Here is a 23,961-nt window from a genome sequence, read left to right as displayed (position 1 = left end):
AAACAAAAAAGGGGGTTGAAGGCCATGGCAAGAAATAGAAAGCTTGTTCCGGAAGCCACAAAGGCTCTTGACCAGTTAAAGGCGGAGGTAGCAAGTTCAATTGGAGTACCTCTCAAACCAGGTTACAACGGTGATTTGACAGCAAAACAGGCAGGTTCAATTGGTGGTTATATGGTAAAGAGAATGATTCAGGATTATGAAAATAGAGCAGCAGGCAAATAACCCCGCGAGGTGTTTAAAATTTACCAACAACGAAGGGACTTTTTGAGTCTCTTCGTTGTTGTTTTTTTAGAGGGATTTTTATATAATCAATATATAAACAAATTGTAAGAAGTTGCTTAAAAAATGAGGGTTATAAGTGGCCAGCAAAAAGGTAGAAAATTAAAAAGTGCAAATATTGAAGGGTTAAGACCCACATCAGATAGAGTAAAAGAAGCTATTTTTAATATGATAGCACCTTTTTTGAATGAAAACCTTATTGTAGCTGATTTTTTTGCAGGGACGGGAAATGTAGGGATTGAGTTTTTGTCAAGAGGTGTCAGAGAAGTTACATTTGTTGAAAAAGATGTGAGGTGCATTAATCTAATAAAGGAAAACCTTAAAAATTTGGATTTGTTGAAAAGGGCAAGGATAATAAAAGGTGATGTAATAAGATTTTTAAAGTCTACAAACTGTCCAGTATTTGATATTATCTTTTTAGACCCGCCGTACAAGTCTGGTTATGCAAAAGAGTGTATTTCTGAAATAATAGAAAATAGCAGAATAAGTGAAAATGGTCTTATAATTATTGAATCTAATTTAGAGTTTCGATATGAAGATGAAAACCTTTCTATTTTGAGAGAGAGAGAATATGGTGATACTAAAATTACAATTTTCTGTTTTGGGGGTAAAAGAAGTTGAAAATAGGAGTATATCCAGGAAGTTTTGACCCTGTTACAAATGGTCATCTTGATATAATTGAAAGGGCTTCGAAAATTTTTGATAAATTAATTGTGGCTGTTCTGGTCAATCCAAATAAAACACCTGTGTTTGACATTGAAGAGAGGGTTGAACTTTTAAAAGAGACAACAGAACATTTGCCGAACGTTGAGGTAAAAGCTTTTAAAGGTCTTTTAATTGATTTCATGAAACAAGAAAATGCTAAGGTTATAGTAAAGGGATTGAGGGCAGTATCCGATTTTGAATATGAATTTCAGATGGCACTTTTGAACAAAAAACTTGAACCTTCGATTGAAACAATTTTTATGATGACAAACAGCAAGTATTCATACCTCAGTTCAAGTATGGTTAAAGAAGTTGCAAGATTTGGAGGGTGCATAGAAGACTTAGTTCCTGAAAAGATCGCTAAAAAGGTAATGAAAAAGTTGAATAAGAAATATGCGGAAATGGAGGAAAATAAGTGATGAGTGAACTGAGTATATTGGAGCTTTTAGAGAGAATGGAGGAAATAATAGAAAATAGCAAATCAATACCGTTTACATCAAAGGTTATGGTAGAAAAGGATGAGCTATTAGAGATAATAAAAGAAATAAGGCTTTTGCTGCCGCAGGAACTTTCTCAAGTCAAGTGGGCAAAGGAAGAGAGGAAGAAAATTTTAGAGAGAGCTCAGAAGGAAGCAGAAGCAATCATAAATGATGCAGAGAGCAAGGTAAAAGGGCTTGTAGATGAGACAGAGATTGTCAAATTAGCAGAGAAGAGAGCAGAGGAGATTATCCAAAAAGCAAAAGAACATGCAAAAGAGTATAGACTCATGGCCCAGAGTTATACCATTGAGCTTTTGGAACAGACAAAGAAAACAATTGAAAATATTGTAAAAGAACTAAATGACAATATTGACCAAATTAGGCAGAAAAATTCATAGCGATAAAATTATAAAAATTAAAGTAATGAGAGCTGTAGATAAAGCAGACTGAATTAATTTTCCAATAATATAGTGGAAAGATTGCAAACCTGCTGCGCTCAAAAAGGATATTGTTTGAAAGTGTACCGAAAGTCCGCCCCAGGAAATAATAAGTTCAGATGCTATCAATTTTTGCCAGACAGGAAGAGGGTTTGTATTAATCTGTACACAGCCGTTTGTTATTTCAAAAAATCCGTATAAAAGTCCTTTTACTAAAGTAGCATCTGCACCTACAAATTTCAAGAGATTACATATTAAATGATAAATTTTAAAATAGTCGAGGATGTTATTTAAATTGAAAAAGAGAGTTATAAAACCCCCTATAATAAGTATGGACTCAATTGAATCTTTTACGGATTTTGATAGAACCTTGCCAATATCAAAATTTAAAGGTTTGTAAAGTTCTGAAGCTGACAGTATTTCACTTTGTGCAAATCGAGAAGTACAAAAAGCTATTATCAAACTTGCGAGTATATGGGCAAAAAATAGGATATATCCATACTTTTTAGAACTGAGCAGATTGATTCCAACCGTTCCAATGATAAAAAGAGGTCCAGAGTTGTTAACAAAATAAAGGAGTCTTATAGCTTCGTTTTTACTGATTAATTTTTGGCTATATAAGTTACATACCATCTTGCTACCGACAGGATATCCGGTCAGCATTCCTATTAACATTGTTAATAAGCCATTTGGTGAAAGTTTGAATAACTTTTTGGATGGCAAAAAGAATATATTTGAAATATGGCTTATTAGTTTTGATTCTATAAGTACATTTATAACCAAAAAATATGGAAAAAGAGAAGGCAGGACTTTTTCCCACCATATGATTACTGATTTTGTTGTTGATTGTATGATAAGTTGAGGATTTAAGAACATGGATAAAAAATAAAGTATACATAATATTATTACGGTAAAATTAAATATCTTTCTCAAGTCTTTTGCTCCAATACATAGCTAAATAGTGTTCTACTTAAAATAATATTGCTGTATGGAGGGTAAAATGAAAAAAGTTTCGCTTGCACTTGGTTCTGGTGCAATGAGAGGATTTGCACATATAGGAGTTATAAAAGTTTTGGGAAAGGAGTTCAAATTTGAAGCTTTTTCAGGTTCAAGCATTGGTGCTGTTATAGGTGCATTTTACTGTCTTGGATATGATCTTGACCTTATATATAAAGTTGCAAAGCAAATAAGAAACGATATACTTTTAGATTTTAAAGTAAGAAGAAATGCTCTTATTTCAGGTAAAAATATTGAAGAGATTTTAAAGCTTTTTTTGAGAGATAAAAGATTTTCAGATTTGAAATATCCGTTTTATGTTGTTGCAACAGACCTTTTAAAAGGTGAGCAGGTGGTCTTCAGCGAGGGAAGTTTATATGATGCTGTAAGAAGCAGCATATCCATTCCGGGGGTTCTTCCACCGTATAAAATAGGGGATACTGTGCTGGTTGATGGAGCGGTAGTAGACAAAGTGCCGGGAAAGGTTTTAAAAGAAAATGGTTGCGAGTTCGTAGTTGGTGTGGATGTTTCAGGTAAAAGTTCGCTCAAAGAACCTAAAAATATCTTTGAAATGATAATGACTACCATTGATATTATGGGTGAAGAGATACTCAGACTTAAGCAGGGGTACTTTGATTACCTCATAAAAATTAATCTTGAAGATATAAATCCATATACCCTTGCTGATGTAGAAAAGGCGTATCAAAGAGGAAAGAAAAGGGCAGAAGAGGAGTTAGAAAACTTAAAGAATTTAGCTTCTTGAACTGATATAGATAGGAGATGATTTAAATTCTATCAGCAGATATTTGTGAAAATCTTTATATTGCAGTGCATGTAGCCTTGAAGACCTTATTTCAAGTTCAAGAAGCTCTTTGTATTGAGGGTTTTTTAACCACTGCTGATTAAGTTTTGTGATGTACTCAATTTTGTCTTTTATTTTATTTAAATATTCTTTTCCTTTATGGTTGAATCCCAAAATTCTTACATAAGGTGTAATGGAAAGAAGAGTTTTTTGATCAAGATTGTTTCTCACAATAGCGTGTATGAATATTCTCTGAAGTCTTGTAAGGGTATACCTTTTAGTTTTTACATTTTCAAGAAGATTTTTAGCTGATGGAGAATTGAAAATGTACTTTTCAAATCTATTTTCAATCCCTTCTTTGACATCAATTTTGTCCTTCAGAAAATCTGGTACAACGATAGCGTTGTAGATAAAAAGCTTAAAGTAATCCTCAAGAATTACAGGTCCTCTTCCGCTTTCAAATTCTTCTACAAGTATTTCATAAGAAACAGATGGCATTTTATTTTTGATTGCCTGGAGGTTATTTATGTTTCTTCTTATAGCAGTAGCTGAAGCGTACATGTCTTGTGTGAGGTTGGGGTCATTATAAGAGGCACCTATCCTTCTTATAGTAAATGGTTCAATCTTTGAATTTAGCCTATAAATCCATTTGATATATTCAATTCCAAGTATGTTGTTAGAGGAAAATTCAATATTGGTTTTGCATGTTTTTATAAGAGCAAGTTCACGAGCTTTTGGGAAGGAATACCCTTCTTTCAAATAACTTTTCAAACTTGACTTAAAATCATCTTCTTCAAATGCTAAATGTTTAGCAGTTTCTTTAAGCTTGTCTATATCACCACATTCTGAGCCAAAAACAATAAAGTCAACGCCAAGCTGGTTTAAAATGGATATTGCACCATATGCGAATATTTCAGCACTGTTGCAGGCATATGCGAATGGAAGCTCAAAGATGACATCTACCCCGTTTAAAATAGCCATCTTTGTCCTTGCCCATTTATTTACAATTGCAGGTTCTCCTCTTTGAATAAAGTTACCGCTCATTACGCCCACAACTATGTCTGCATTTGTTATTTCTCTTGTCTTTTGCAAATGGTATAAGTGTCCATTGTGAAAAGGGTTATATTCTACTATAATACCAGCAACTCTCATTTTGTAACCCTTCCTCAGGACAGTTTTTTTATATGAAGTATGATATCAAAAAATAGTCACAAAATACAATAATTATTGTTACTAAATAAACTCAATAATGCAAAAATTGTATGAATGTTTGACAATAAAGAATTTCATCTGATAAACTATGAAGAAGAATACTGCAAAAGTAGGGGGCGAATTTTTAAGGTGGAATATTTTTTAAGTGAAGAACAAAAGATTATAAAGAGTCTTGCAAAAAGGATTTCAGATGAATACGTGTCAAAGGTTGCAATAAAATATGACAAAGAAGGCATATTTCCAAGAGATATATTGGACCTTTTAGCATACACAGAGCTCACTGGTGTATACATTCCTAAAGAGTACGGTGGGTTTGGTGGCGGTGTTATGGAAATGTGCCTTGTTGTAGAAGAGCTTTCAAGAAATTGTGCAGGTGTTGCGGTATCATACGCTGCAACAGCTCTGGGTGCATATCCCATAATTCTTTATGGTAAAGAAGAACAAAAGAAAAAGTATTTACCTAAGATAGCAAAAGGAGAGTTGATAGCCGCGTTTGCATTGACAGAAGCTGATGCTGGAAGCGATGTAAGCAGTATAAAGACAACTGCAGAGAAAAAAGGAGATTATTATATTTTAAATGGTAGCAAGCACTGGATAACAAACGGCGGTGAAGCTGACGTGTATGTGGTATTTGCAGTAACCGACAAATCAAAAGGACCGCGCGGAATTTCAGCTTTCATTGTAGAAAAGGGATATGAAGGGTTTTATTGTGGTAAAAAAGAGGACAAGATGGGAATAAGATCATCTTCTACCACAGAGCTTATATTTGAAGATTGTAAAGTTCCCAAGGAAAATCTTTTAGGTCGTGAGGGGACAGGGTTTATTATTGCAATGAAGACGTTTGACAGGACACGTCCTGGAGTGGCTGCAATGGCTGTTGGGATTGCTCAAGGTGCTTATGAGCATGCAATCAGATATGCAAAAGAAAGAGTCCAGTTCGGACAACCTCTTTCATCCTTTCAGGCAATTCAGCATATGCTTGCTGACATGTACATAAACATCGAAGCTGCAAGATCTCTGCTTTATTCAACATGCCGAATGATTGATAGTGGTGCAAAGGATTTTTCAAAGGAATCTTCAGCGTGCAAAGTTTTTGCATCTGATGTTGCTATGAAGGTCACTACTGATGCCGTTCAAATTATGGGTGGAAATGGATATGTTAAAGACTATCCGGTTGAAAAGATGATGAGGGATGCTAAAGTGACTCAGATATTTGAAGGAGCAAATCAAATTCAGAGAAATATTATTGCCTCTGAAATCATAAAAGAGTATTAAAATCCTAAAGACTTGAGGAGGAGTTTTTGAAAGATGAAAATTCTTGTATGTATAAAACAAGTAGTAGACCCGGAAAAAGTGGAGTATAATGTTCAGACTAAAACAATAAAGAGAAATGCTCAGCATTTGATGAACAATCCTGCTGACCTTAGCGCTTTAGAATTTGCTCTTAGAATAAAAGATGTTAATAAAGATGTTCATATCACAACCCTTTCAATGGGTCCTGTTGAGTGTGAAAGCAAAATAAAAGAACTTATAGAGGTTGGTTGTGACAGCTGTGTGCTTTTGAGTGATAAAAGACTTGCTGGTTCTGATGCGTATTCTACTGCGTATGCGCTGGCAAAGGCTATTGAAAATCTTGGTAATTATGACTTGATACTGTGTGGAGAGTCTTCCTTAGATGGTGAGACCTCTATTGTTCCACCTCAGATAGCAGAGTATCTTAATATTCCTCACATATCATTTGCGACTAATATAAAAGTTTTTGATTTGCAACACGTTGAAATTGAAAGAAAATTTAAAAATCAACTATTTAAGCTTAAGGTTGAACTACCAGCACTGGTTTCTGTTAAGAAAGATAGTGTATTTCTTAGACTTCCAAAACTGAGCTTAATGATAAAAGCTCTTTCTTATACTCCTCAAATTATTAGTTTAGATGATTTAGAAAACTTTGATTTTAGCAAAGTAGGAGCAGAAGGTTCAAAAACCTCGGTAAATAGGTTTGTTGAACAAAGCTTTGAGGATGTTAAATGTGAAATCTATGAAGATATTGAAGATGCTCAAATAGAGTGTATAGCTAACCTTGTTATGAGATTCTTATAAAAAACTTCAGTTTCATAAGGGGGATAAAAAAGAAAAATGGAACATGTGATATTTGTACCGGCAATTTATCATGTTGATGAAATCTCACAACTTGCTTCTTTTCTTTCTTTCATTGAGAGCAGAATTACAGTTAAAGATAAAAAAATTATTTTATACCTATATTCGAATAGACAAGTGGAAGATAAGGATATCAATTTCCTAAAGACTCTTCCATTAAGTCAAATTGTTATCTGTAAAAATGAACTTTTTTCAGACTGGGAATGGCCTTACATCGAAGCTATAACACAGCATATAAATACAATAAAACCTCATGCCGTCATTTCAACATCAAGCGAATTTACAAAGTCAATTTTAGCAAGAGTTGCTGCACGTTTTTCATGTGGGTTTGCTGTTGATTGTACAGACCTTATTTTTGATGAGAGTACTTACAAATATAGTTTTTTGAAGCCTGCATATGCAGGAAATATAGACGCTGAGATTTTAGTCAAAAATTCATCTATTGTATTTGCTACTTTAAAAATAAAAAATGTAACTGAATGTTCTTTTGAGACCATTGATAATAAGGTGGAGATAATTAATACTCTCTTTGAAAATGTTGAACCTTTTTCTGGTAAAATTAAAGTTATTGAAAAAAATTTAGCTCATAATATTGATAACAAACTTGAAAGTGCTAAAATAGTTATTGGTGTAGGAAGAGGAATTAAAGATAAGGAAAATTTAAAGTACGCTTTTGAACTTGCAAATATATTAAACGGTGCAGTGGGTGTTACACGGCCGCTTGTTGACATGGGCTGGGTTGACAAAGAATATCAAATTGGTCAAAGTGGAAAGATTGTATCACCACAGATATATTTTGCTTTTGGTGTTTCGGGTGCAGCCCATCATATTTGTGGGATTGGCAATCCAAAACTCATAATAGCAGTTAACAAAAACAAAGATGCGCAAATTTTTAAAATTGCTCATTACGGGATTGTAGCAGACGCTACCTCTGTTATGAAAAGTTTTATAAAAGCTTTTAAAAGTAGGCTCAAAGGATGCTGATTTTTTGATGTGCACTGGAGGAAGTTTAAGTAATGCAAAGAAAATTTTCAGTATATGTTCTTTTAATAACAATTGCTTTCTTTCTTTTATTAAGTGGATGTTCGTATCTATTTCAAACTTCTGACTTTTGGGGAACAAATTCAGCCCAGTTTTTAGATAAGCAAGTATGTAGTGTATTTTTTTTGGATGTGGGTCAGGGAGATAGTATACTGATAAAAACACCCGAAAATAAGTTTGTATTGATTGACTCAGGACCGAATTCTGCTGAACAGGATATTTTACAAATCTTAGATAAATTAAATGTCAAAAAATTGGATGTAGTGATTGCAACTCATCCGCATGAGGACCATATTGGCAATATGGACAAGATTATTTCTAAATATGACATAGAAAGATTTTTTACAACAAATAAAACAACAAATACTCAGACATTTGAGGATATGCTAAACGCACTGAAGAAAAAGAACCTAAAGATTTCAATTGCAAGACCATTTGATAGACTGAAATTAAATGGTGTTACGTTGACTTTTTTGTCACCTCTTAAAGATTATGATGATTTGAATGATTCAAGTGTGGTTGTCATGCTTGAATTTGCGGGAAAAAGGGTGTTATTTACTGGCGATATTTCACAGAATGTGGAATATGACATAGTAAGGAATGTTCATGATATAAAGGCAGATGTTTTGAAGGTTTCTCATCATGGAAGCTATGCTGCAACTTCAAGTTTGTTTTTGGAAAAGGTAAATCCCAAAATTGCTATCATAAGTGTGGGGGAAGACAATCCTTACGGTCATCCGCACTCATCCACAATAAAGAGGTTAGAGAAGTTTAAGGTTAAAATATTTACAACAGAACAAAATGGCAACATTGCTGCACTGATATTCCCAGATGGCTCATTAAAACTCATTACTCAGAGATAGAAAGGAGAAAAGCCAAAAATGATTTATATATTCAAGAAGAGAGTTAAGGATATAGTAGTAATAGTTATATTATTTTTGATACTATCAGCTGTGGTTGTACAATTTTTTACAAAAACCTTGTGGACGGCTGAGACAAATCTAAGACTTGATAATAATCTTTTAAATCCGTTCAACTTCAATACTTCATCACCTAATGTTTCAAATATGGTACAGGGTTTGTATTCTAATATAACTTCATTGGATTTAAATAAAGAATATTTAGAGATGGTGGCACTAAACCCTCCTTTTATTGACTATGTCACAAGCAGATATGGTGAAGATGAGAGATTTGGGGTTTTTATTGAACCTAAAGCTTCGAAGAGTGGGATAAATTATGTTGTTGTTAAAGCTGTTGCAGATTCACAGACTGCTGCTCAGAATATGCTAAATGAATATCTCAAAAGTTTGGATAACCAGGTAATCTCAGATTTAAAAGGTAAGTCGGAAGCTGCTCAAAAACTTTTGGATGAGCTTTTGCTTGAAAGAAGTAAATATGAAAAAACCAGTTTAACTTCAAGTGAACAAGAACAGCTAAGTCAAATTTCAGCTGCTATAAATCTTATAAAATGGGTAAATAGTCATTTTAACAGAGTGATTGATTTAAAAAGTGCTATTTATCAATATGGGAAAGTAAAGGTATATGAGTCTGCTGGTAGCAAGTTTGAAAAGGCTTTAAGAGTTGTTGCAGGAATGATGGCAGGTGTGATTTTAGCAATTTTGTATGTAATATATAGAGAGAGAAAATATATTATCCAGAATTTATAGATTTTTCAAATATAAAAATTAGAATGGAGATGAGGGCTTAAAAATGATTTCGCTTATTGATTTGAAAAGACAGTACAAAAGCATTTCACAGGAAATAATAGAAAGTGTGAAAGAAGTCTTTGAAAGCGGACAGTATATTTTAGGACCAAAAGTTGCAGAGTTTGAAAAAAAGTGTGCTGAATATCTGAATGTAAAACATGCAATAGGTGTTGGAAATGGAACAGACGCCCTTGTCATAGCACTTGAAAGTCTTGGTATAGGAAAAGGTGATGAGGTCATAACAACTCCTTTTACCTTTTTTGCAACAGCTGAGGCAATAGTGAGAGTGGGCGCAAAGCCGATTTTTGTTGATATTGACCCTCTGTCGTACAACATAGACCCTGAAAAGATAGAAGAAAAGATTACTGAGCGCACAAAAGCTATTATTCCTGTTCATATATTTGGTCAAGTGTGTGACATGAAGAAAATATTACAAATTGCCAAAAAGTATAACTTGTATATTATCGAAGATGCCTGCCAGGCATTTGGTGCCGAATTTGAAGGGAAAAAAGCAGGCACAATTGGAGATGTGGGATGTTTTTCGTTCTTTCCTACAAAGAACTTAGGCGGATTTGGCGACGGTGGTCTGATTGTAACAGATTCTGACGAGATTGCCTCAAAAGCAAGGATGCTCAGACAGCATGGTTCTAAAAAGAAGTATTTCAATGAGATGATAGGATTTAACAGCAGGCTTGACGAAGTGCAGGCAGCAATACTTCTTGTTAAACTCAAATATATTGACAGTTGGAATAGCAGAAGAATAGAAATAGCTCAAAAGTTTTCTCAAGAGCTAAAGCTCGATGGGCTTGTTACCCCAAAAAAGTGCAATAATTTTGAGTTTGGACACATATATCATCTATATATTCTCCAACATGAAAACAGAGATCTTATAATGGAATATTTAGCTCAGAAAGGAATTGCAACAGGCATATATTATCCTGTGCCATTACATCTTACCAAAGCTTTGAGCTTTTTGGGATATAAAGAAGGTGATTTTGAGGTTGCCGAAAGGCTGTGCAGACGGTCATTTGCAATTCCAATGTTTCCTGAACTGACTGATGAAGAAATAGAGTATATAACAACTTCAATAAATCAATTTGGAGGGAGTTTATAATGAATGAAATTGCACAAAAACTTCTTGAGAAGATTGAGAACAAAACAGCAGTAATTGGAGTTGTAGGACTTGGGTATGTGGGACTTCCACTTGCTGTCGAGAAAGCAAAAGCAGGATACAAGGTTATTGGATTTGATATACAGCAGAAAAGAGTTGACATGGTAAATCGAGGTCAGAACTACATAGGCGATGTTGTGGACAAAGAACTTGCTGATCTTGTAAAAGAAGGTAGAATCCTTGCTACAACTGACTACAGCAAGATTGGTGATATTGATGCTGTTGCTATATGTGTTCCCACTCCACTTGATAAATACAAACAACCAGATATCTCCTACGTTGTAAATTCTACAAGGGAGATTGCAAAATACCTTCACAGAGGGATGTTGGTTGTTTTAGAGAGTACTACATATCCAGGGACAACTGAAGAAGTAGTAAAACCTATTTTAGAAGAAAGTGGATTAAAATGTGGTGAGGATTTCTTTTTAGCTTTTTCACCTGAAAGAGTTGATCCGGGCAACAAGGTGTATAACACAAAGAATACACCAAAGGTTGTTGGTGGTGTGACAAAAACATGTACTGAAATAGCTGCAAGGCTTTATGAGAATGTGTTAGAAGGAGAGGTATTCAAGGTTAGCTCTCCACGAGTTGCAGAAATGGAAAAGATTTTGGAAAACACCTTCAGAAATATAAACATTGCCCTTGTAAACGAAATGGCTATTTTATGTGAAAGGATGAACATTGATATTTGGGAGGTAATTGAAGCAGCAAAAACAAAGCCTTACGGATTTATGGCATTTTATCCCGGACCGGGGCTTGGTGGCCATTGCATACCGATTGACCCATTTTATCTTACTTGGAAAGCACGCGAATATGATTATCATACAAGACTTATTGAAATAGCTGGCGAGATAAACAACTATATGCCAGAGTACGTGGTTGAAAGAGTTATGAAAATTCTCAACAAATTCAAAAAACCTTTGAACGGTTCAAAAATTTTAATTTTAGGTGTGGCATACAAAAAAGATATTGATGATATAAGAGAGTCACCTGCATTGAAAATTATTGAGATTTTTGAAAAAGAGAATGCAGAGGTAGAATACAATGACCCATATGTACCGAGTTTTACTTATAATGGCAAACAATATTTCTCGGTAGATTTTACAGCAGAGTCGCTCAAAAAATATGATATAGTTGTTATCACAACAGACCACTCAAAATATGATTATAAGATTATCGTAGAGAATGCTAATCTCATTTTTGATACAAGAAACGCTACAAAAGGTATAAAATCTGACAAGGTTTATAAACTATAAAAATTCAACGTAATGGAGGATTTGTTGATGGAGAAGTTAAAAATTTGTCTTGTTGGGTGTGGGAGAATATCATTCAAACATGCTGAGGCTTATGCTAACAACTATGACCAGCTTGAGGTTGTGGGTTTTTGTGACTTAGATAGCCAAAAAGCTTTGAGGACAAGACAAAAGTATTATGAACTACTTGCAACCAAAGGAATTGAAATAAAAAAGGATATACCCATATATACAGATTATATAAAGATGTTAAAAGAACAAGAATGTGACATAGTTGATATAGCGACATACAGTGGCTGCCATGCTGAGCAAACACTTGTTGCTTTAGATTTTAACAAGCATGTGATTGTAGAAAAGCCTATGGCACTTTCGTTAGAAGATGCAGATTTGATGATTAAAAAAGCAAGAGAAAAGAAGAAGGTACTTAGTGTATGTTTGCAAAACAGGTTTAACAAAAGTGTGCAAAAACTTAAAAGTGCTATTGACAGTGGCAAGTTCGGTAAGATACTGTACGCCGTTGCAAGCATTAGATGGAATAGGAATGATGAATATTACAGGCAAGATAGCTGGAGAGGAACATGGGAACAAGATGGCGGTGCGCTTATGAACCAATGCACCCACAACATTGACCTTTTGCAATGGATAATAAGTTCTGAGGTTGACGAGATTTATGGTGACATAGAAACATTTTTAAGACCTATTGAAGCAGAGGATACAGGTTTTGCCATCTTGAAATTCAAAAGTGGGGCAAGAGGTATTGTTGAAGGGACTACATGTGTTTGGCCTTCAAATTTGGAAGAGACGCTCAGTGTATTTGGTCAAACAGGAACAGCAGTGCTTGGTGGTACATCGGTTAACAGAATTGTTGTGTGGCGTGTGCCTGATGAGGATGAAAAAGAGGCTTTAGAAAAGTTTACCGAAAATCCAGACAATGTATACGGGTTTGGTCACACTCCTTTTATCAAGAATGTTATTGAAGCCATCAAAAGAGGAGAAAATCCACTGGTAACTGGAGAGGAAGGTAAAAAGTCGCTTGAGATAATCCTGGGTATTTATAAATCTGCAATTGAAAAAAGACCAATAAAACTGCCACTTACTAACTTTTCGACAATGGATATGAAAAAAGCTTATGAAAGGCAGAGGTTGGTAAGATGAGATTTATAAGTGAGAAAGCAAAAATAGCCGAGGACGTGGAAATAGGCTATTTTGTTGTGGTAGAAGATGATGTTAAGATAGGTAACGGATGCAAAATTGGTCACAATGTAATTATAAAAAAAGGAAGTATTATAGGTGACAATGTCGAAATTTCTGACGGGACAATTATAGGAAAGTCACCTCAAAAGGCTATTGCGAGCAAGACCACAGAAGAAATTGTTCTTCCACCCGCTAAAATAGGTAACAACGTCAAGATTGGAGCAAATAGCATAATCTACAGGGGTGCTGTAATCTCAGACAATGTCTTTATAGCTGATCTTGTGACAATAAGAGAAAATGTAAGTATTGGTGAGCAAACCATTATAGGTCGTGGTGTTAGCATAGAAAATAAGACAACTATTGGTAGTTATTGTAAAATAGAAACAAATGCATATATTACTGCACTTTCAACAATTGAGGATTGGGCATTTATTGCACCGTGTGTTGTGACCTCAAATGACAATTTTGCGGGAAGAGGGAAGGATAGGGTAAAGTATTTCAAAGGTGTTACAGTAAAACGAGGTGGCAGAATTGGTGCAAATGCCACCGTGCTTCCTGGAAAAGTGATTGGAGAAGAAGGATTTGTTGGTGCTGGCAGCGTTGTTACAAAAGATGTCATGCCAAGAAAAATTGTTGTGGGAAATCCTGCAAGGGAGATAAAAGATGTACCGGCTGAACAGTTACTTGAAAACCAATAAGTATGAATTTTTGGTTGCTGCAGGTGTTGCTACTACTGTGCAGTTTGTTAGGTATTCATATATTCCTGTATATTTATTTTTGTTAGCGTTATTTTTTATATCCTTTTATATCTATAAACCAAAAATAAGATTTGATATTTTGAATTTTGTTCCTATGTTTTTTTATGTAAGCCTTGCATTGATTTCTCTCTTGTTACTAAATGTAAGTTTAAACAAGGACAAGGCTATTATAGGTATAATAAATGCTTTTGTATTCCCAGCATTGTTTTATGTCTTTCTCATTTCATGTAACGAAAATTTTATTTTGAAAATAGAAAAAATATGGTTGTTTTTATTAGCAATTGCTTCAGTTGTGTGTATTTTTGAATTTTTGTACTATATAGCTTTCAAAAGTTTGAGAGAGAGAACTATTTCAATCTTTTTTAATCCAAACACATTTGCGTTTTTTTTAGTTATGGTTTACCCGTTAGTGGTAAACAAGTTGAAAGACGAAAAGTCAAAACTTTTGATATCACTTTTAATATTTACAGAAGTCTTACTTTCTGGTTCAAGGACAGGGTTTGTAGTATATATATTTGAGTTTTTTCTTATAAATATTTACCTTATTAAGAAAAATATCTTAAAGGTTTTCTTGGCAGTAGCTGGTATATTAATTATTTTCCTTCCAAAAATTCTCTACAGAATTCCAAGCATAAATGATGTAACAAATCCTAAAACGGCTGTTGGGCAGAGAGTTTTTGTGATTGAGTTTGTTTTGAGATATTTTTCACATAGAAGCCTGTTTGAAGGAATTGGCGCAGGTCAATTTGAGCTATTTTTTAGAAAGTTAAAAGCGCCTGGTATAGTTGCCCTTCACTCGGCACATAATTTATTTTTAAATGTCCTTATTGAATATGGTATAATAGGATATATGATTTTAGTTTTTATAGTTTATTTTTCAGTTTTTCTTTCTGCATATAATTTTTTTAAACACAAAGAAGAATATGATAGAAATATTCTTATTGGATTTATTCTTATTACCATTTTTCAAATGTTTGATATGGCTGAAATTACAAATAGTAGAATGCTATTAATTAACATGCTATATACATTTTATCTTTTCTTGCCTATTTACAGATTAAAAAGGTGGAGAGCTATAGATGGAAAATACATTTAGAATTAGATTGAAACAGCAGGTTATTCCAGCTATTTTGTACTTGACCTTTTTGAGTGGTTTTTTCGGGAGTACTCTTGCGTATCCTAAACTAAGTTACCTGTTTGCATATAGAGTGTTTTTGGCATTATTGTTTTTTCTCATTTTTATCGACATAATATTAAATGGAATTGAGCTGAAGAGTTTTCTTAACTTTTCGACTTTTTTTCTAATAGGGTGGTGTGCCTACTCACTTTTAAGTTTTTTATGGGCTCAGGATATAAAAAGTGCAGTGAGGGACCAGGTTTTTTTAACCATCAATATATTTGTGATACTGATATTTATGTATTACTCAAAATATCTTAGATGGGATGTTTTTGAAAGCATAATATTGATCTCGTTTATCATCCATCTTGCTGTAGGCTATTTCGAAGTAATTACTGACAAACATTTGTGGACATCTAAGGTACCTTTATATAATCTTCATAGAACACCCTCAACCTTTTTTACAAATCCAAACGATTTTGCAACATATTTGGTTTTATATTTGCCATTTATTTTAGCCATTGCAGTAAACAAGAAGAATAATAATTTTTTCAGAAAATGGGCAGCCTTTTTAGGCACAGTTTTGGCTATTCCTCTTTTAATTCTTACAACAAGTAGGGCAAATTACATAGGATTTTTGATAACTTTGATTATTTATTTTCTTTTAACAGATAAAGACCTGAAAAAGAGTCTTCTACAATATGGAGCTATACTTTTAATTTTTTTAATGCTTATAATAGGTTTTAGACTGGATTTTGGAGCGTTTAATAAGGCAGTTGAAATGATAAAAATTCAGATTTCTTCGCTTGCTGATTTTTCGCAGACTTCTCTTTCCTCTAATGTACGGCGTGAGCTTTTGATTGTGTATGGTCTTTCGTTTTTATACGACTACCTCTTTTTTGGTGTTGGTTCTGGCAATAGTAGGGTTTTGATGGAAAAGGTGAAACAGTATACTGTAAATATTGAACTTCATAATTGGTTTTTGGATGTTCTTGTATGTTACGGTGCAGTAATATTTATCTTGTATCTTGTTTGGATATTTTATCTACTTTATAATTTTTTCAAAATGAGAAAAAAAAATAGTGCTTTAAGTATGACTGCAGTCTCTTTAATGAGCTCTATTTCTGCATTTTTTATATCAAGTGTAAGTTCATCGAAGATGATAGAGATGAGGGTAATGTGGTTTATATTTGCACTTTCGCTGTTTGTTTTAGCAAAGTCAAAAGAAGAAAAAGGAGAGTCTTGAGCTTGAAAAAGGTGCTGGTTTTGTCATCTGCTCATCCATGGGATGATGAAAGAGTGTTTAACAAAATAACAAAGAGTCTTTCGAAAAAGTACGAAACAGCTCTATGTGCTGTTGCGGACAAGGAATTTTTTGAAGTTGACAAAATAAAGATTTTTGGACTTCCAAAATTGCCCCGTTCAAAAAGATATAAAAATTATTTAAAAATCATAAAGATAATTAATAAATTTAAACCTGATATTATTCATTTTCATGATCCTGATCTTTTGGTTTTGTCTTTATATTTTAAGTTTTTTTTGAGGAAAAAAGTAATATATGACGTACATGAAGACTATCCTTTAGCTTTCAAGGACAGAAGATATTTTCCAGAGCCATTTTCTACAATATTCTCGATTTTTTTTAATCTATTAGAAAAGACTATAAGCAGACTTTTGGACGGTGTTGTGACTGTTACAGAAGACATATATTTAAAATTTAATTGCAAGAACAAGGAGGTTATCAAAAATTACCCCATTTATGATTCATTTTTGAGCGAAAAAGATGTTGCTGTTGATGGAACCTTAAACCTTGTATATATAGGAAGCGTTTCGCAGAGCAGAGGGATAACAAATTTGATTTTGGCAGTGAAAAGTTTGCACGAACTTGACATAAGCTTAGACATTGTTGGTCCTGCTGAAAATCAAAAGTACTTTGAAGAGATAAAGAAATACGAAGATGAAAGAATAAGGATATGGGGAAGAGTGCCTAAAAAAGATATTCAAGGAATTCTAAAAGGTTCTCATGTTGGGTTTGTAACTCTTTTGCCTCTTTCGCGGTATAAAACTTCACTTCCTTTGAAGCTTTTTGAGTACATGGCTGCAAAGGTAGCTGTGGTTGCTTCGAACTTTGAACTTTGGAGGAAAATAATAGAAGAAGCTGACTGTGGTGTTTTAGTTGACCCTACAGATATTCAGGATGTCAAAAATGCTATATTATTTTTTTACAACAACAGAGACCAAATAATAAAGAAAGGATTAAATGGTTACAAGGCGTTTATAGAAAAGTACAACTGGGCAAAGGAAGAGGAAAAGCTTTTTCAATTTTATGAAAGAATTATAGGGTATTGAAAAGTGCGGGGAAAGGGGAAACAAGATTGGTATGGAAAAAGCAAGGAAAAAAAAGATTATGATTTCAATTATAGCTTCGATTTTGATTATATGCATAGCTGTGGGTGGGTATATTTACAAAGTTTTTGTTATTGATGCAAAACATATTGAGAGGGTTTTCACGAAAAAATCACAGGTGTCAAAAAACTCTTCTTTAAAATATCCTTTTGACTACAATAGTGTAAATATTTTGATTGTTGGACTTGACAAGGCAAGCAACAGGACAGTGTACGATATGCACAGAACAGACACAATTCTGTTTATAAACATTAATTTCAAAGATAAAAAAGTTAAAGGAATTTCTATTCCAAGAGATACACTTACACAAATATACAAAGTTGAAAAATGGGATAAGATTAATAGTGCATTTGGTTATGGAGGAGGAGAAAAAAAAGAAGGTTTTATATATACAATGGAAACTGTGAGTAAGCTCTTGGGTGGGATGCCGGTAGATTATTATGTCGGATTTGACCTTGATGCTATAAGAAAAGTTGTAAACATATTGGGAGGTGTTTATGTCAATGTTGAGGTGCCAGTGAGGGTAAAGACAAAGTGGGTGGACATTAATTTAAAACCGGGGTATCAAAAACTGAATGGCATAGAAACTCTTTATTATGCTCTTTGGAGAAAAACTCCAGGTGGTGACATTGACAGAATAAAAAGAGACAAAGAATTAATTCTTTCGGTTTTCCAACAGCTGAAAGAGAGTAATAAGATAATAAAATTGCCAGAAATATATTGGAAGATAAGAAAACACTTTTTTACTAATCTTTCTCTTCAACAGATAACATCGCTTGCTTATTTTGCCCAGAGCATAAATAAAGAAGACATGGTATTTGAGAGTATTCCTGGCACTTATTTTAACTATGCGGGAGTGAGCTACTGGAAACCAGATTATGAAGGGATAAAAAAGCTTGTAAAGGACCTACTTGGCTATGACATTGAAATAGACCTTCAGCTTCCTGAAAGATTTAAATATGTACCACGTATTGTAAAACATAAAAATACTAATTCTTCCAAGAAAACTATAAATCAAAATTTACAGACTACCAACCAAGAAAACCAGAAAAAAACAGAAGAACAAACTCAGCAAAGTAGTTCAATTGATACTTCCTTGCCTGTACAAAATTCAGAAACTTTTTCAACTGTTGATAATAATACAACAGTTCAGCAATCTTCACAAGAACTGGAAAGTAAGCAAACCTTGCCACCCGAAAATAGACAGCAGGGATTGTACGAAAAACAAGAACAGTTATCTTCTGTCCAAAAAGGTTCTTCAGTTTCTACACCCACTGATGTAAATAGCGATGTTTATAGTCAAGACAGATAGTAAGAATTTTTGACAAAAACTTTTAAATTGGATATACTTTATTTATGTAAAGTTATTGTAAGATAGCATGGGGTGGCAATGAATGTATAAGGTGGGAGATACTATAATACACCCTTTGCATGGAGCAGGCAGGATAGTTGAGATAGTTGAGGAGAAGGTTTTCGATAGTGTTCAGAAGTATTATGTGGTAAAGATATTGTACAATGGAATGAAGGTACTAGTTCCTGTCAAAAGCGCGTCAGAGATTGGTATTCGTAACGTGATATCTGAAGAGGAAGCAAACAGAGTATTTGAGCTTTTGAAAGATAACAGTTTTAAGGTTGACATAAATGGCTGCGGAAATTATAACAAGCGAATAAGAGAAAATCAGCAAAAGCTAAAGAGCGGGAATATTTACTGTGTAGTAGAAGTTTTAAAGATGCTTGCAATGAGAGAAAAGGTAAAAGGACTTTCGACAAATGAAAAGATGATGTTCAACACAGCAAAACAGATTTTAGTAAGTGAGCTTGGGCTTGCGAAAGGTCTTGCCATTGAAGAAGTCGAGAGGATGGTTGATAACATTTTATTTGAGCTTGAGACGGCAGAGTAAGGGGGAAGTTTTTAGTGGCAGGATTTTTTGGATTTTTTGACTATACAAAGCCTGGTCCGGGTGTGCCGGAAAACCAGCCTCCAAAATCAAAGTTTATAGTGTTTTTTGAAGTGCTTGCAAGGAAATTATGGAAACTGTGCTGGTTAAATATATTATACTTTCTTGTTTCATTACCAGTATTAGTATTGCTCTACCTTATTATTGCTAATTATTTAACTCCTATTATACAGTCTGCAACTAAAGGAGCTGGAAATGTAAAAGATATTCAGTCGCTACAAGGTTTTTTGATGACAGCTTTTGGCTTGACACTTTTAAGTGGATTTATGGTGTTTGGTATAGGACCAACAACTGCAGGTTTTACGTATATTGTGAGAAACTTTGCAAGAGAAGAACATGCATGGGTTACAAGCGATTTTTTTGAGCATACAAAAAAGAATTTCAAAGAAGGAATAATTAGTTTTATTGTAGACTTGTTAATATTATGGGTATTTTCGGTGGCTATACGATTTTACTCAATTCAAAGTCTTAAATATCCCAGTGTAGGAATTATAAAGTATTTTTTAGTATTCACACTTTTTGTCTATTTCATGATGCACATATATATCTACCCTATGATGGTAACATACAACCTGAAAGTGAGACACATTTATAAAAATGCTTTTATATTCACCATTTTAAAACTTCCTCATACTATTGGAATGTTTTTGTTATTAGTAACAGTATGGCTAATTCCTTTCCTACTTTTATTTGCTACACGATTTTTACTTGTGCTTTTTCTTTATCCCTTAATATGGGTGAGCATAATTGGGCTTGCACAGAATTTCTACACAAACTACATCTTCGGGATATATCTCAATCCTCAAAAGGAAAATGAAGAGCAGCTCGAAAGTCAAAAAAATGCTGAACTTTCTTCCGACAAAGATGATGACAGCAACAACAAAGATAGTGTATAATATATAGTACTGCGCGAAAATTTAATATGCGAAGGGAGGTTGCTTCTTTATGGAACCAGTACTTGTCTACAACAGAAGGGACATATTTACAAAGAGCAATTTAAACAAACTCAGAAAAGAAGGTTATATCCCTGCTGTTGCATATGGTGATGACATAAAGAGCCTTCCTGGTTATGTTTCTAAAAAGGAGTTTGAAAAATTATATCATCAAAAAGGTTTGGCTGGTAAGATAAAGATTTCAATTGATGGAAAAGAGAGAACTGCTCTTATAAAAGAGGTTCAGACACATTATACAAAAGGGAATATAATTCATGTGGATTTTCAAATACTTTCTGAAAACAAGCCTATCTATGTTGAGGTGCCAATTATATTTGAGAACGCAGAGATTTTGAAATCAAGAGGACTTGTGCTTCAAAGACAGATGGACACAGTTGAAATAGAAGGTCTTCCTAAGGATATTCCGGAGCATTTGGTAATTGACTTGATGAGCTATGAAAAGCCTACAGCTATAAAGCTTAAAGACATAAAACTTCCAGAGGGAATCAAAATAACAGAAGATTTAGATGAGGTTGTTGCAGTAATTGATGTAAGTGAGATTACAGAAGAGCCAGAGGTAGAGGAGAAGAAGGAAGAGACTTCTTCAAATGCATAGTCATCCAGGAATGATTAAAAAATGTGACCTATATAAATATATAAAATTGCGAAAAAGAAAGGTGGCAAAAAACTAATGTGCCACCTTTCTTTTTTATTGTAATTTGTATAATGTCAAATTAAATAAATATATCATTTTAACTTATTCAAAAATTCCTTTAGATTATCAATTTGTTTTCTTACACTCTCCAGCGAAGTTCCGCCATAGCTTTTTCTGCGGTTTACACAGGTTTCAATCTTTATAAATTGATATACATCCTCTTGAATCTTCTCACAAAATCTTTTATATTCCTCTAACGATAAGTCTTCCAATGTTTTGCCGTTTTCAATACAGTACTTTACAATGTTTCCTACAATAAAGTGGGCATCTCTAAAAGGTACTCCTTTTGTCACCAAGTAATCTGCAAGGTCTGTTGCATTGATAAATCCAGATTTACATGAATTAACCATATTTTCTTTGTCAATTTTAAGAGTTTTAAGTATTTCATTTATTACTATTAAACTCATTTCTACTGTTTCAATTGAATCAAATAAGAATTCTTTGTCTTCCTGCAAATCTTTGTTGTATGAAAGAGGTAAACCCTTTAGTACTGTTAAAAGTCCAATTAAGTCTGCATATACTCTTCCTGTTTTACCACGTATTAACTCTAAAGCGTCAGGATTTTTCTTTTGAGGCATAATACTACTGCCTGAACAGAAACTATCGTCAAGTTCAATAAATTTAAATTCATCAGTATTAAAAATAATAAAATCTTCCGCAAGTCGTGACAAATGCATCTGAATCATGGCAAGTGAAAATAACATTTCAAGTATAAAATCCCTGTCAGAGACAGTGTCGACACTGTTTTCTGTAACACTTTCAAAACCGAGTTCACTTGCTACAAAAAATCTGTCTATTTCAAATGTGGTTCCTGCCAAAGCAGCGCTGCCAAGCGGGCTGGAATTTGTCATACTGTAGTTGTGTCTAAGTCTTAACAAATCTCTTTTTAGCATTTGAGCATATGCAAGAATATAATGAGAAAAAAGTATAGGCTGGGCCTTTTGCAGATGAGTAAACCCTGGCATAATTACATCGATATTTTCTTCAGCTAAGGTTGTGATGGTATTTATTAGCGTTTTTATTAGTTCTTGAAGATACAAATTCTTTTCACGACAAAATAATCTTTCATCAAGAGCAACTTGATCGTTTCTGCTTCTGGCTGTGTGGACTTTTTTGCCAACCTCTCCTATTCTTTTAATGAGCTCTTTTTCAATCAGCATGTGTACATCTTCATCAGAAATTCCAAATTCAATTTTACCTGATTTAAAGTCTTCTAATATTTGATAGAGACTATCTATGATAAGTTTTGCCTCATCCTCACGGATAATATTGCACTTTGCAAGCATTTTAACATGTGCAACAGATCCAAGAATGTCGTATTCAAAGAGTTTTATATCAGTCATAATAGAAGCATTAAAAAGGTCAAAAATCTGCGCTGTAGATTTTGAGAACCTGCCTTCCCAGAGCTTCAGATTACTCATCCTCCTTTCTGTTCACCATTCCAAATACCTTCAAAGGCAAACCAAACAGGTTTATAAATCCTTCTGCATCCTTTTGATTGTACATCTGGTCTTCTTCAAAAGTTGCAAGGTCTTTGATATATAGCGAATTTGGTGATTTTGAACCAGCAGAGTAGATATTACCTCTATATAGTACCAACCTTACTGTGCCATTTACAACCTCTTGGGTTTTGTCGACAAATGCTGAAATTGCTTCTCTTAACGGTGAAAACCAAAGGCCATCATAAACAAGTTCAGCAAATCTAATTGCAACCATGTCTTTAAAGTGTAAAGTAGCTCTGTCAAGGCAGAGATATTCCAATTCCCTGTGAGCATAATAAAGAATTGTTCCACCAGGGGTTTCATACACGCCGCGCGATTTCATTCCAACAAGCCTGTTTTCAACTATGTCCGCAATACCAATTCCATGATTTGATCCTATTTTGTTCAAAGTTTTCAAAAGTTCAACTCCACCCATTTGCTGACCATTTACCTTCACAGGTATTCCTTTTTCAAATTCAATCTCCACAGTCTCTGGTAAATCAGCAAGTTTAAGAGGATTTTTTGTAATCTTTAGTACCTTATCAAAGTCAGGCATGTTCCATGGGTCTTCTAAGTCAAGCCCTTCATGAGAAAGATGCCATATGTTCCCGTCCATGCTGTAACTTTCTTCTTTTTTAAAAGGAATATCAATTCCTTTTTGGGTAAGATAATTGAGCTCATCCTCGCGCGATTTTAAATTCCAAATTCGCCATGGAGCTATTATCTTTATTTGTGGCATAAGCGCTTTAATTGTCACTTCAAATCTTACCTGGTCGTTTCCTTTTCCAGTTGCCCCATGTGCTATTGCATCAGCGTTTTCTTTTTTTGCAATATTGACCAGTTTTTTAGCGATTAAAGGTCTTGCCATTGATGTTCCAAGCAGATATTTTCCCTCATAAATAGCTCCAGCTTTTAAAGTGGGGAATATATATTCATTCACAAACTCTTCTTTTGCATCTTCAATGTAAACTTTTGAAGCACCTGTCTTGTAAGCTTTTTCTTTTATGGCGTCAAAGTCATCTTCCTGTCCAACATCAACAACCACCGCAATTACTTCACAGTCAAAGTTTTCTTTAAGCCAGGGAATAATTACAGAGGTATCAAGTCCACCTGAATATGCCAAGACAACTTTGTTAAGTTTCATTTTATTTATCTCCCTTCACAT

At 34.0% G+C, this 23,961-nt stretch carries 25 protein-coding genes; 21 read left to right on the top strand and 4 right to left on the bottom strand.

Annotated features, from left to right (window positions below):
* Window positions 1–24 precede the first annotated feature (24 nt).
* The 4 genes from CALKRO_RS07465 to CALKRO_RS07450 all read left to right on the top strand — a co-directional run bounded on the left by CALKRO_RS07465 (window position 25) and on the right by CALKRO_RS07450 (window position 1,861).
* The gene (locus CALKRO_RS07465) at window positions 25–222 is read left to right on the top strand and encodes an alpha/beta-type small acid-soluble spore protein (RefSeq protein ID WP_013290621.1); all 198 of its coding nucleotides are present in this window, start codon (window positions 25–27) and stop codon (window positions 220–222) included.
* A gap of 123 nt (window positions 223–345) precedes the next feature.
* Window positions 346–900, top strand: a complete 555-nt coding sequence (rsmD, locus tag CALKRO_RS07460) for a 16S rRNA (guanine(966)-N(2))-methyltransferase RsmD (protein ID WP_013430431.1) — start codon at window positions 346–348, stop codon at window positions 898–900.
* Entirely contained in the window at window positions 897–1,403 is a 507-nt protein-coding gene (coaD, locus tag CALKRO_RS07455; protein ID WP_013430430.1) for a pantetheine-phosphate adenylyltransferase, read from the top strand. Before rsmD ends, coaD begins: the two co-directional genes overlap by 4 nt.
* On the top strand, window positions 1,403–1,861 hold the full coding sequence (locus tag CALKRO_RS07450) for an ATPase (RefSeq protein WP_013430429.1): 459 nt from the start codon (window positions 1,403–1,405) through the stop codon (window positions 1,859–1,861). The genes coaD and CALKRO_RS07450 overlap by 1 nt, the downstream gene beginning before the upstream one ends.
* On the opposite strand, the gene CALKRO_RS07445 is transcribed toward CALKRO_RS07450, so the two are convergent.
* On the bottom strand, window positions 1,856–2,833 hold the full coding sequence (locus tag CALKRO_RS07445) for a nucleoside recognition protein (protein WP_013430428.1): 978 nt from the start codon (window positions 2,831–2,833) through the stop codon (window positions 1,856–1,858). The genes CALKRO_RS07450 and CALKRO_RS07445 overlap by 6 nt on opposite strands.
* A gap of 67 nt (window positions 2,834–2,900) precedes the next feature.
* Here CALKRO_RS07445 and CALKRO_RS07440 point away from each other — a divergent pair, with 67 nt between their 5' ends.
* A complete protein-coding gene (locus CALKRO_RS07440; RefSeq protein WP_013430427.1) occupies window positions 2,901–3,659 on the top strand; it encodes a patatin-like phospholipase family protein in 759 nt (252 codons plus the stop codon).
* Here CALKRO_RS07440 and CALKRO_RS07435 read toward each other — a convergent pair.
* Window positions 3,648–4,850 carry a nucleotidyltransferase gene (locus CALKRO_RS07435; protein ID WP_013430426.1) on the bottom strand — a complete coding sequence of 401 codons (1,203 nt, stop codon included), beginning with the start codon at window positions 4,848–4,850 and terminating at the stop codon, window positions 3,648–3,650. The genes CALKRO_RS07440 and CALKRO_RS07435 overlap by 12 nt on opposite strands.
* Window positions 4,851–5,039: 189 nt before the next feature.
* Here CALKRO_RS07435 and CALKRO_RS07430 point away from each other — a divergent pair, with 189 nt between their 5' ends.
* The 16 genes from CALKRO_RS07430 (at window position 5,040) to CALKRO_RS07355 (ending at window position 21,216) form a co-directional block, all read left to right on the top strand.
* Window positions 5,040–6,185: an acyl-CoA dehydrogenase family protein gene (locus tag CALKRO_RS07430; protein WP_013430425.1), complete on the top strand. Its 1,146-nt coding sequence runs from the start codon at window positions 5,040–5,042 to the stop codon at window positions 6,183–6,185.
* 33 nt (window positions 6,186–6,218) lie between these two features.
* Window positions 6,219–7,007, top strand: coding sequence for an electron transfer flavoprotein subunit beta/FixA family protein (locus tag CALKRO_RS07425; RefSeq protein WP_013430424.1), 789 nt, complete (start codon window positions 6,219–6,221; stop codon window positions 7,005–7,007).
* 36 nt (window positions 7,008–7,043) lie between these two features.
* Window positions 7,044–8,048 (top strand): electron transfer flavoprotein subunit alpha/FixB family protein, encoded by a 1,005-nt coding sequence (locus tag CALKRO_RS07420; RefSeq protein ID WP_013430423.1) that lies wholly within the window; start codon window positions 7,044–7,046, stop codon window positions 8,046–8,048.
* Between the two features lie 32 nt (window positions 8,049–8,080).
* Window positions 8,081–8,968, top strand: a complete 888-nt coding sequence (locus CALKRO_RS07415; protein WP_013430422.1) for a ComEC/Rec2 family competence protein — start codon at window positions 8,081–8,083, stop codon at window positions 8,966–8,968.
* Window positions 8,969–8,986: 18 nt separating this feature from the next.
* Window positions 8,987–9,772 (top strand): LPS biosynthesis protein, encoded by a 786-nt coding sequence (locus CALKRO_RS07410; protein ID WP_013430421.1) that lies wholly within the window; start codon window positions 8,987–8,989, stop codon window positions 9,770–9,772.
* Window positions 9,773–9,815: 43 nt separating this feature from the next.
* Entirely contained in the window at window positions 9,816–10,925 is a 1,110-nt protein-coding gene (locus CALKRO_RS07405; RefSeq protein ID WP_013430420.1) for a DegT/DnrJ/EryC1/StrS family aminotransferase, read from the top strand.
* Window positions 10,925–12,238, top strand: a complete 1,314-nt coding sequence (locus CALKRO_RS07400; RefSeq protein WP_013430419.1) for a nucleotide sugar dehydrogenase — start codon at window positions 10,925–10,927, stop codon at window positions 12,236–12,238. Before CALKRO_RS07405 ends, CALKRO_RS07400 begins: the two co-directional genes overlap by 1 nt.
* A 27-nt stretch (window positions 12,239–12,265) precedes the next feature.
* A complete protein-coding gene (locus tag CALKRO_RS07395; protein WP_013430418.1) occupies window positions 12,266–13,390 on the top strand; it encodes a Gfo/Idh/MocA family protein in 1,125 nt (374 codons plus the stop codon).
* Window positions 13,387–14,127: an acyltransferase gene (locus tag CALKRO_RS07390; RefSeq protein ID WP_013430417.1), complete on the top strand. Its 741-nt coding sequence runs from the start codon at window positions 13,387–13,389 to the stop codon at window positions 14,125–14,127. The genes CALKRO_RS07395 and CALKRO_RS07390 overlap by 4 nt, the downstream gene beginning before the upstream one ends.
* A complete protein-coding gene (locus tag CALKRO_RS07385) occupies window positions 14,093–15,283 on the top strand; it encodes an O-antigen ligase family protein (RefSeq protein WP_013430416.1) in 1,191 nt (396 codons plus the stop codon). Before CALKRO_RS07390 ends, CALKRO_RS07385 begins: the two co-directional genes overlap by 35 nt.
* Complete coding sequence (locus CALKRO_RS07380) at window positions 15,267–16,550, top strand: O-antigen ligase family protein (protein ID WP_013430415.1); 1,284 nt, start codon at window positions 15,267–15,269, stop codon at window positions 16,548–16,550. The genes CALKRO_RS07385 and CALKRO_RS07380 overlap by 17 nt, the downstream gene beginning before the upstream one ends.
* Window positions 16,551–16,552: 2 nt before the next feature.
* Window positions 16,553–17,653 carry a glycosyltransferase family 4 protein gene (locus tag CALKRO_RS07375; RefSeq protein WP_013430414.1) on the top strand — a complete coding sequence of 367 codons (1,101 nt, stop codon included), beginning with the start codon at window positions 16,553–16,555 and terminating at the stop codon, window positions 17,651–17,653.
* A gap of 31 nt (window positions 17,654–17,684) precedes the next feature.
* Window positions 17,685–19,022: an LCP family protein gene (locus tag CALKRO_RS07370; protein WP_013430413.1), complete on the top strand. Its 1,338-nt coding sequence runs from the start codon at window positions 17,685–17,687 to the stop codon at window positions 19,020–19,022.
* Window positions 19,023–19,104: 82 nt separating this feature from the next.
* A complete protein-coding gene (locus CALKRO_RS07365) occupies window positions 19,105–19,611 on the top strand; it encodes a CarD family transcriptional regulator (RefSeq protein WP_013430412.1) in 507 nt (168 codons plus the stop codon).
* Window positions 19,612–19,625: 14 nt separating this feature from the next.
* A complete protein-coding gene (locus CALKRO_RS07360; protein ID WP_013430411.1) occupies window positions 19,626–20,564 on the top strand; it encodes a YesL family protein in 939 nt (312 codons plus the stop codon).
* Window positions 20,565–20,613: 49 nt separating this feature from the next.
* On the top strand, window positions 20,614–21,216 hold the full coding sequence (locus CALKRO_RS07355; protein ID WP_013430410.1) for a 50S ribosomal protein L25/general stress protein Ctc: 603 nt from the start codon (window positions 20,614–20,616) through the stop codon (window positions 21,214–21,216).
* Window positions 21,217–21,347: 131 nt separating this feature from the next.
* Here the strand turns inward: CALKRO_RS07355 and argH are convergent, their stop codons facing one another.
* Entirely contained in the window at window positions 21,348–22,727 is a 1,380-nt protein-coding gene (gene argH, locus CALKRO_RS07350; RefSeq protein WP_041741950.1) for an argininosuccinate lyase, read from the bottom strand.
* 1 nt (window position 22,728) lies between these two features.
* On the bottom strand, window positions 22,729–23,940 hold the full coding sequence (locus CALKRO_RS07345; protein WP_013430408.1) for an argininosuccinate synthase: 1,212 nt from the start codon (window positions 23,938–23,940) through the stop codon (window positions 22,729–22,731).
* Between the last annotated feature and the right edge of the window lie 21 nt (window positions 23,941–23,961).

The sequence above is a fragment of the Caldicellulosiruptor kronotskyensis 2002 genome, assembly GCF_000166775.1.
Taxonomy (GTDB): domain Bacteria; phylum Bacillota; class Thermoanaerobacteria; order Caldicellulosiruptorales; family Caldicellulosiruptoraceae; genus Caldicellulosiruptor; species Caldicellulosiruptor kronotskyensis.
Note: the sequence above shows the minus strand (reverse complement) of the source record. Positions and strands in the feature narration are given on the sequence as shown.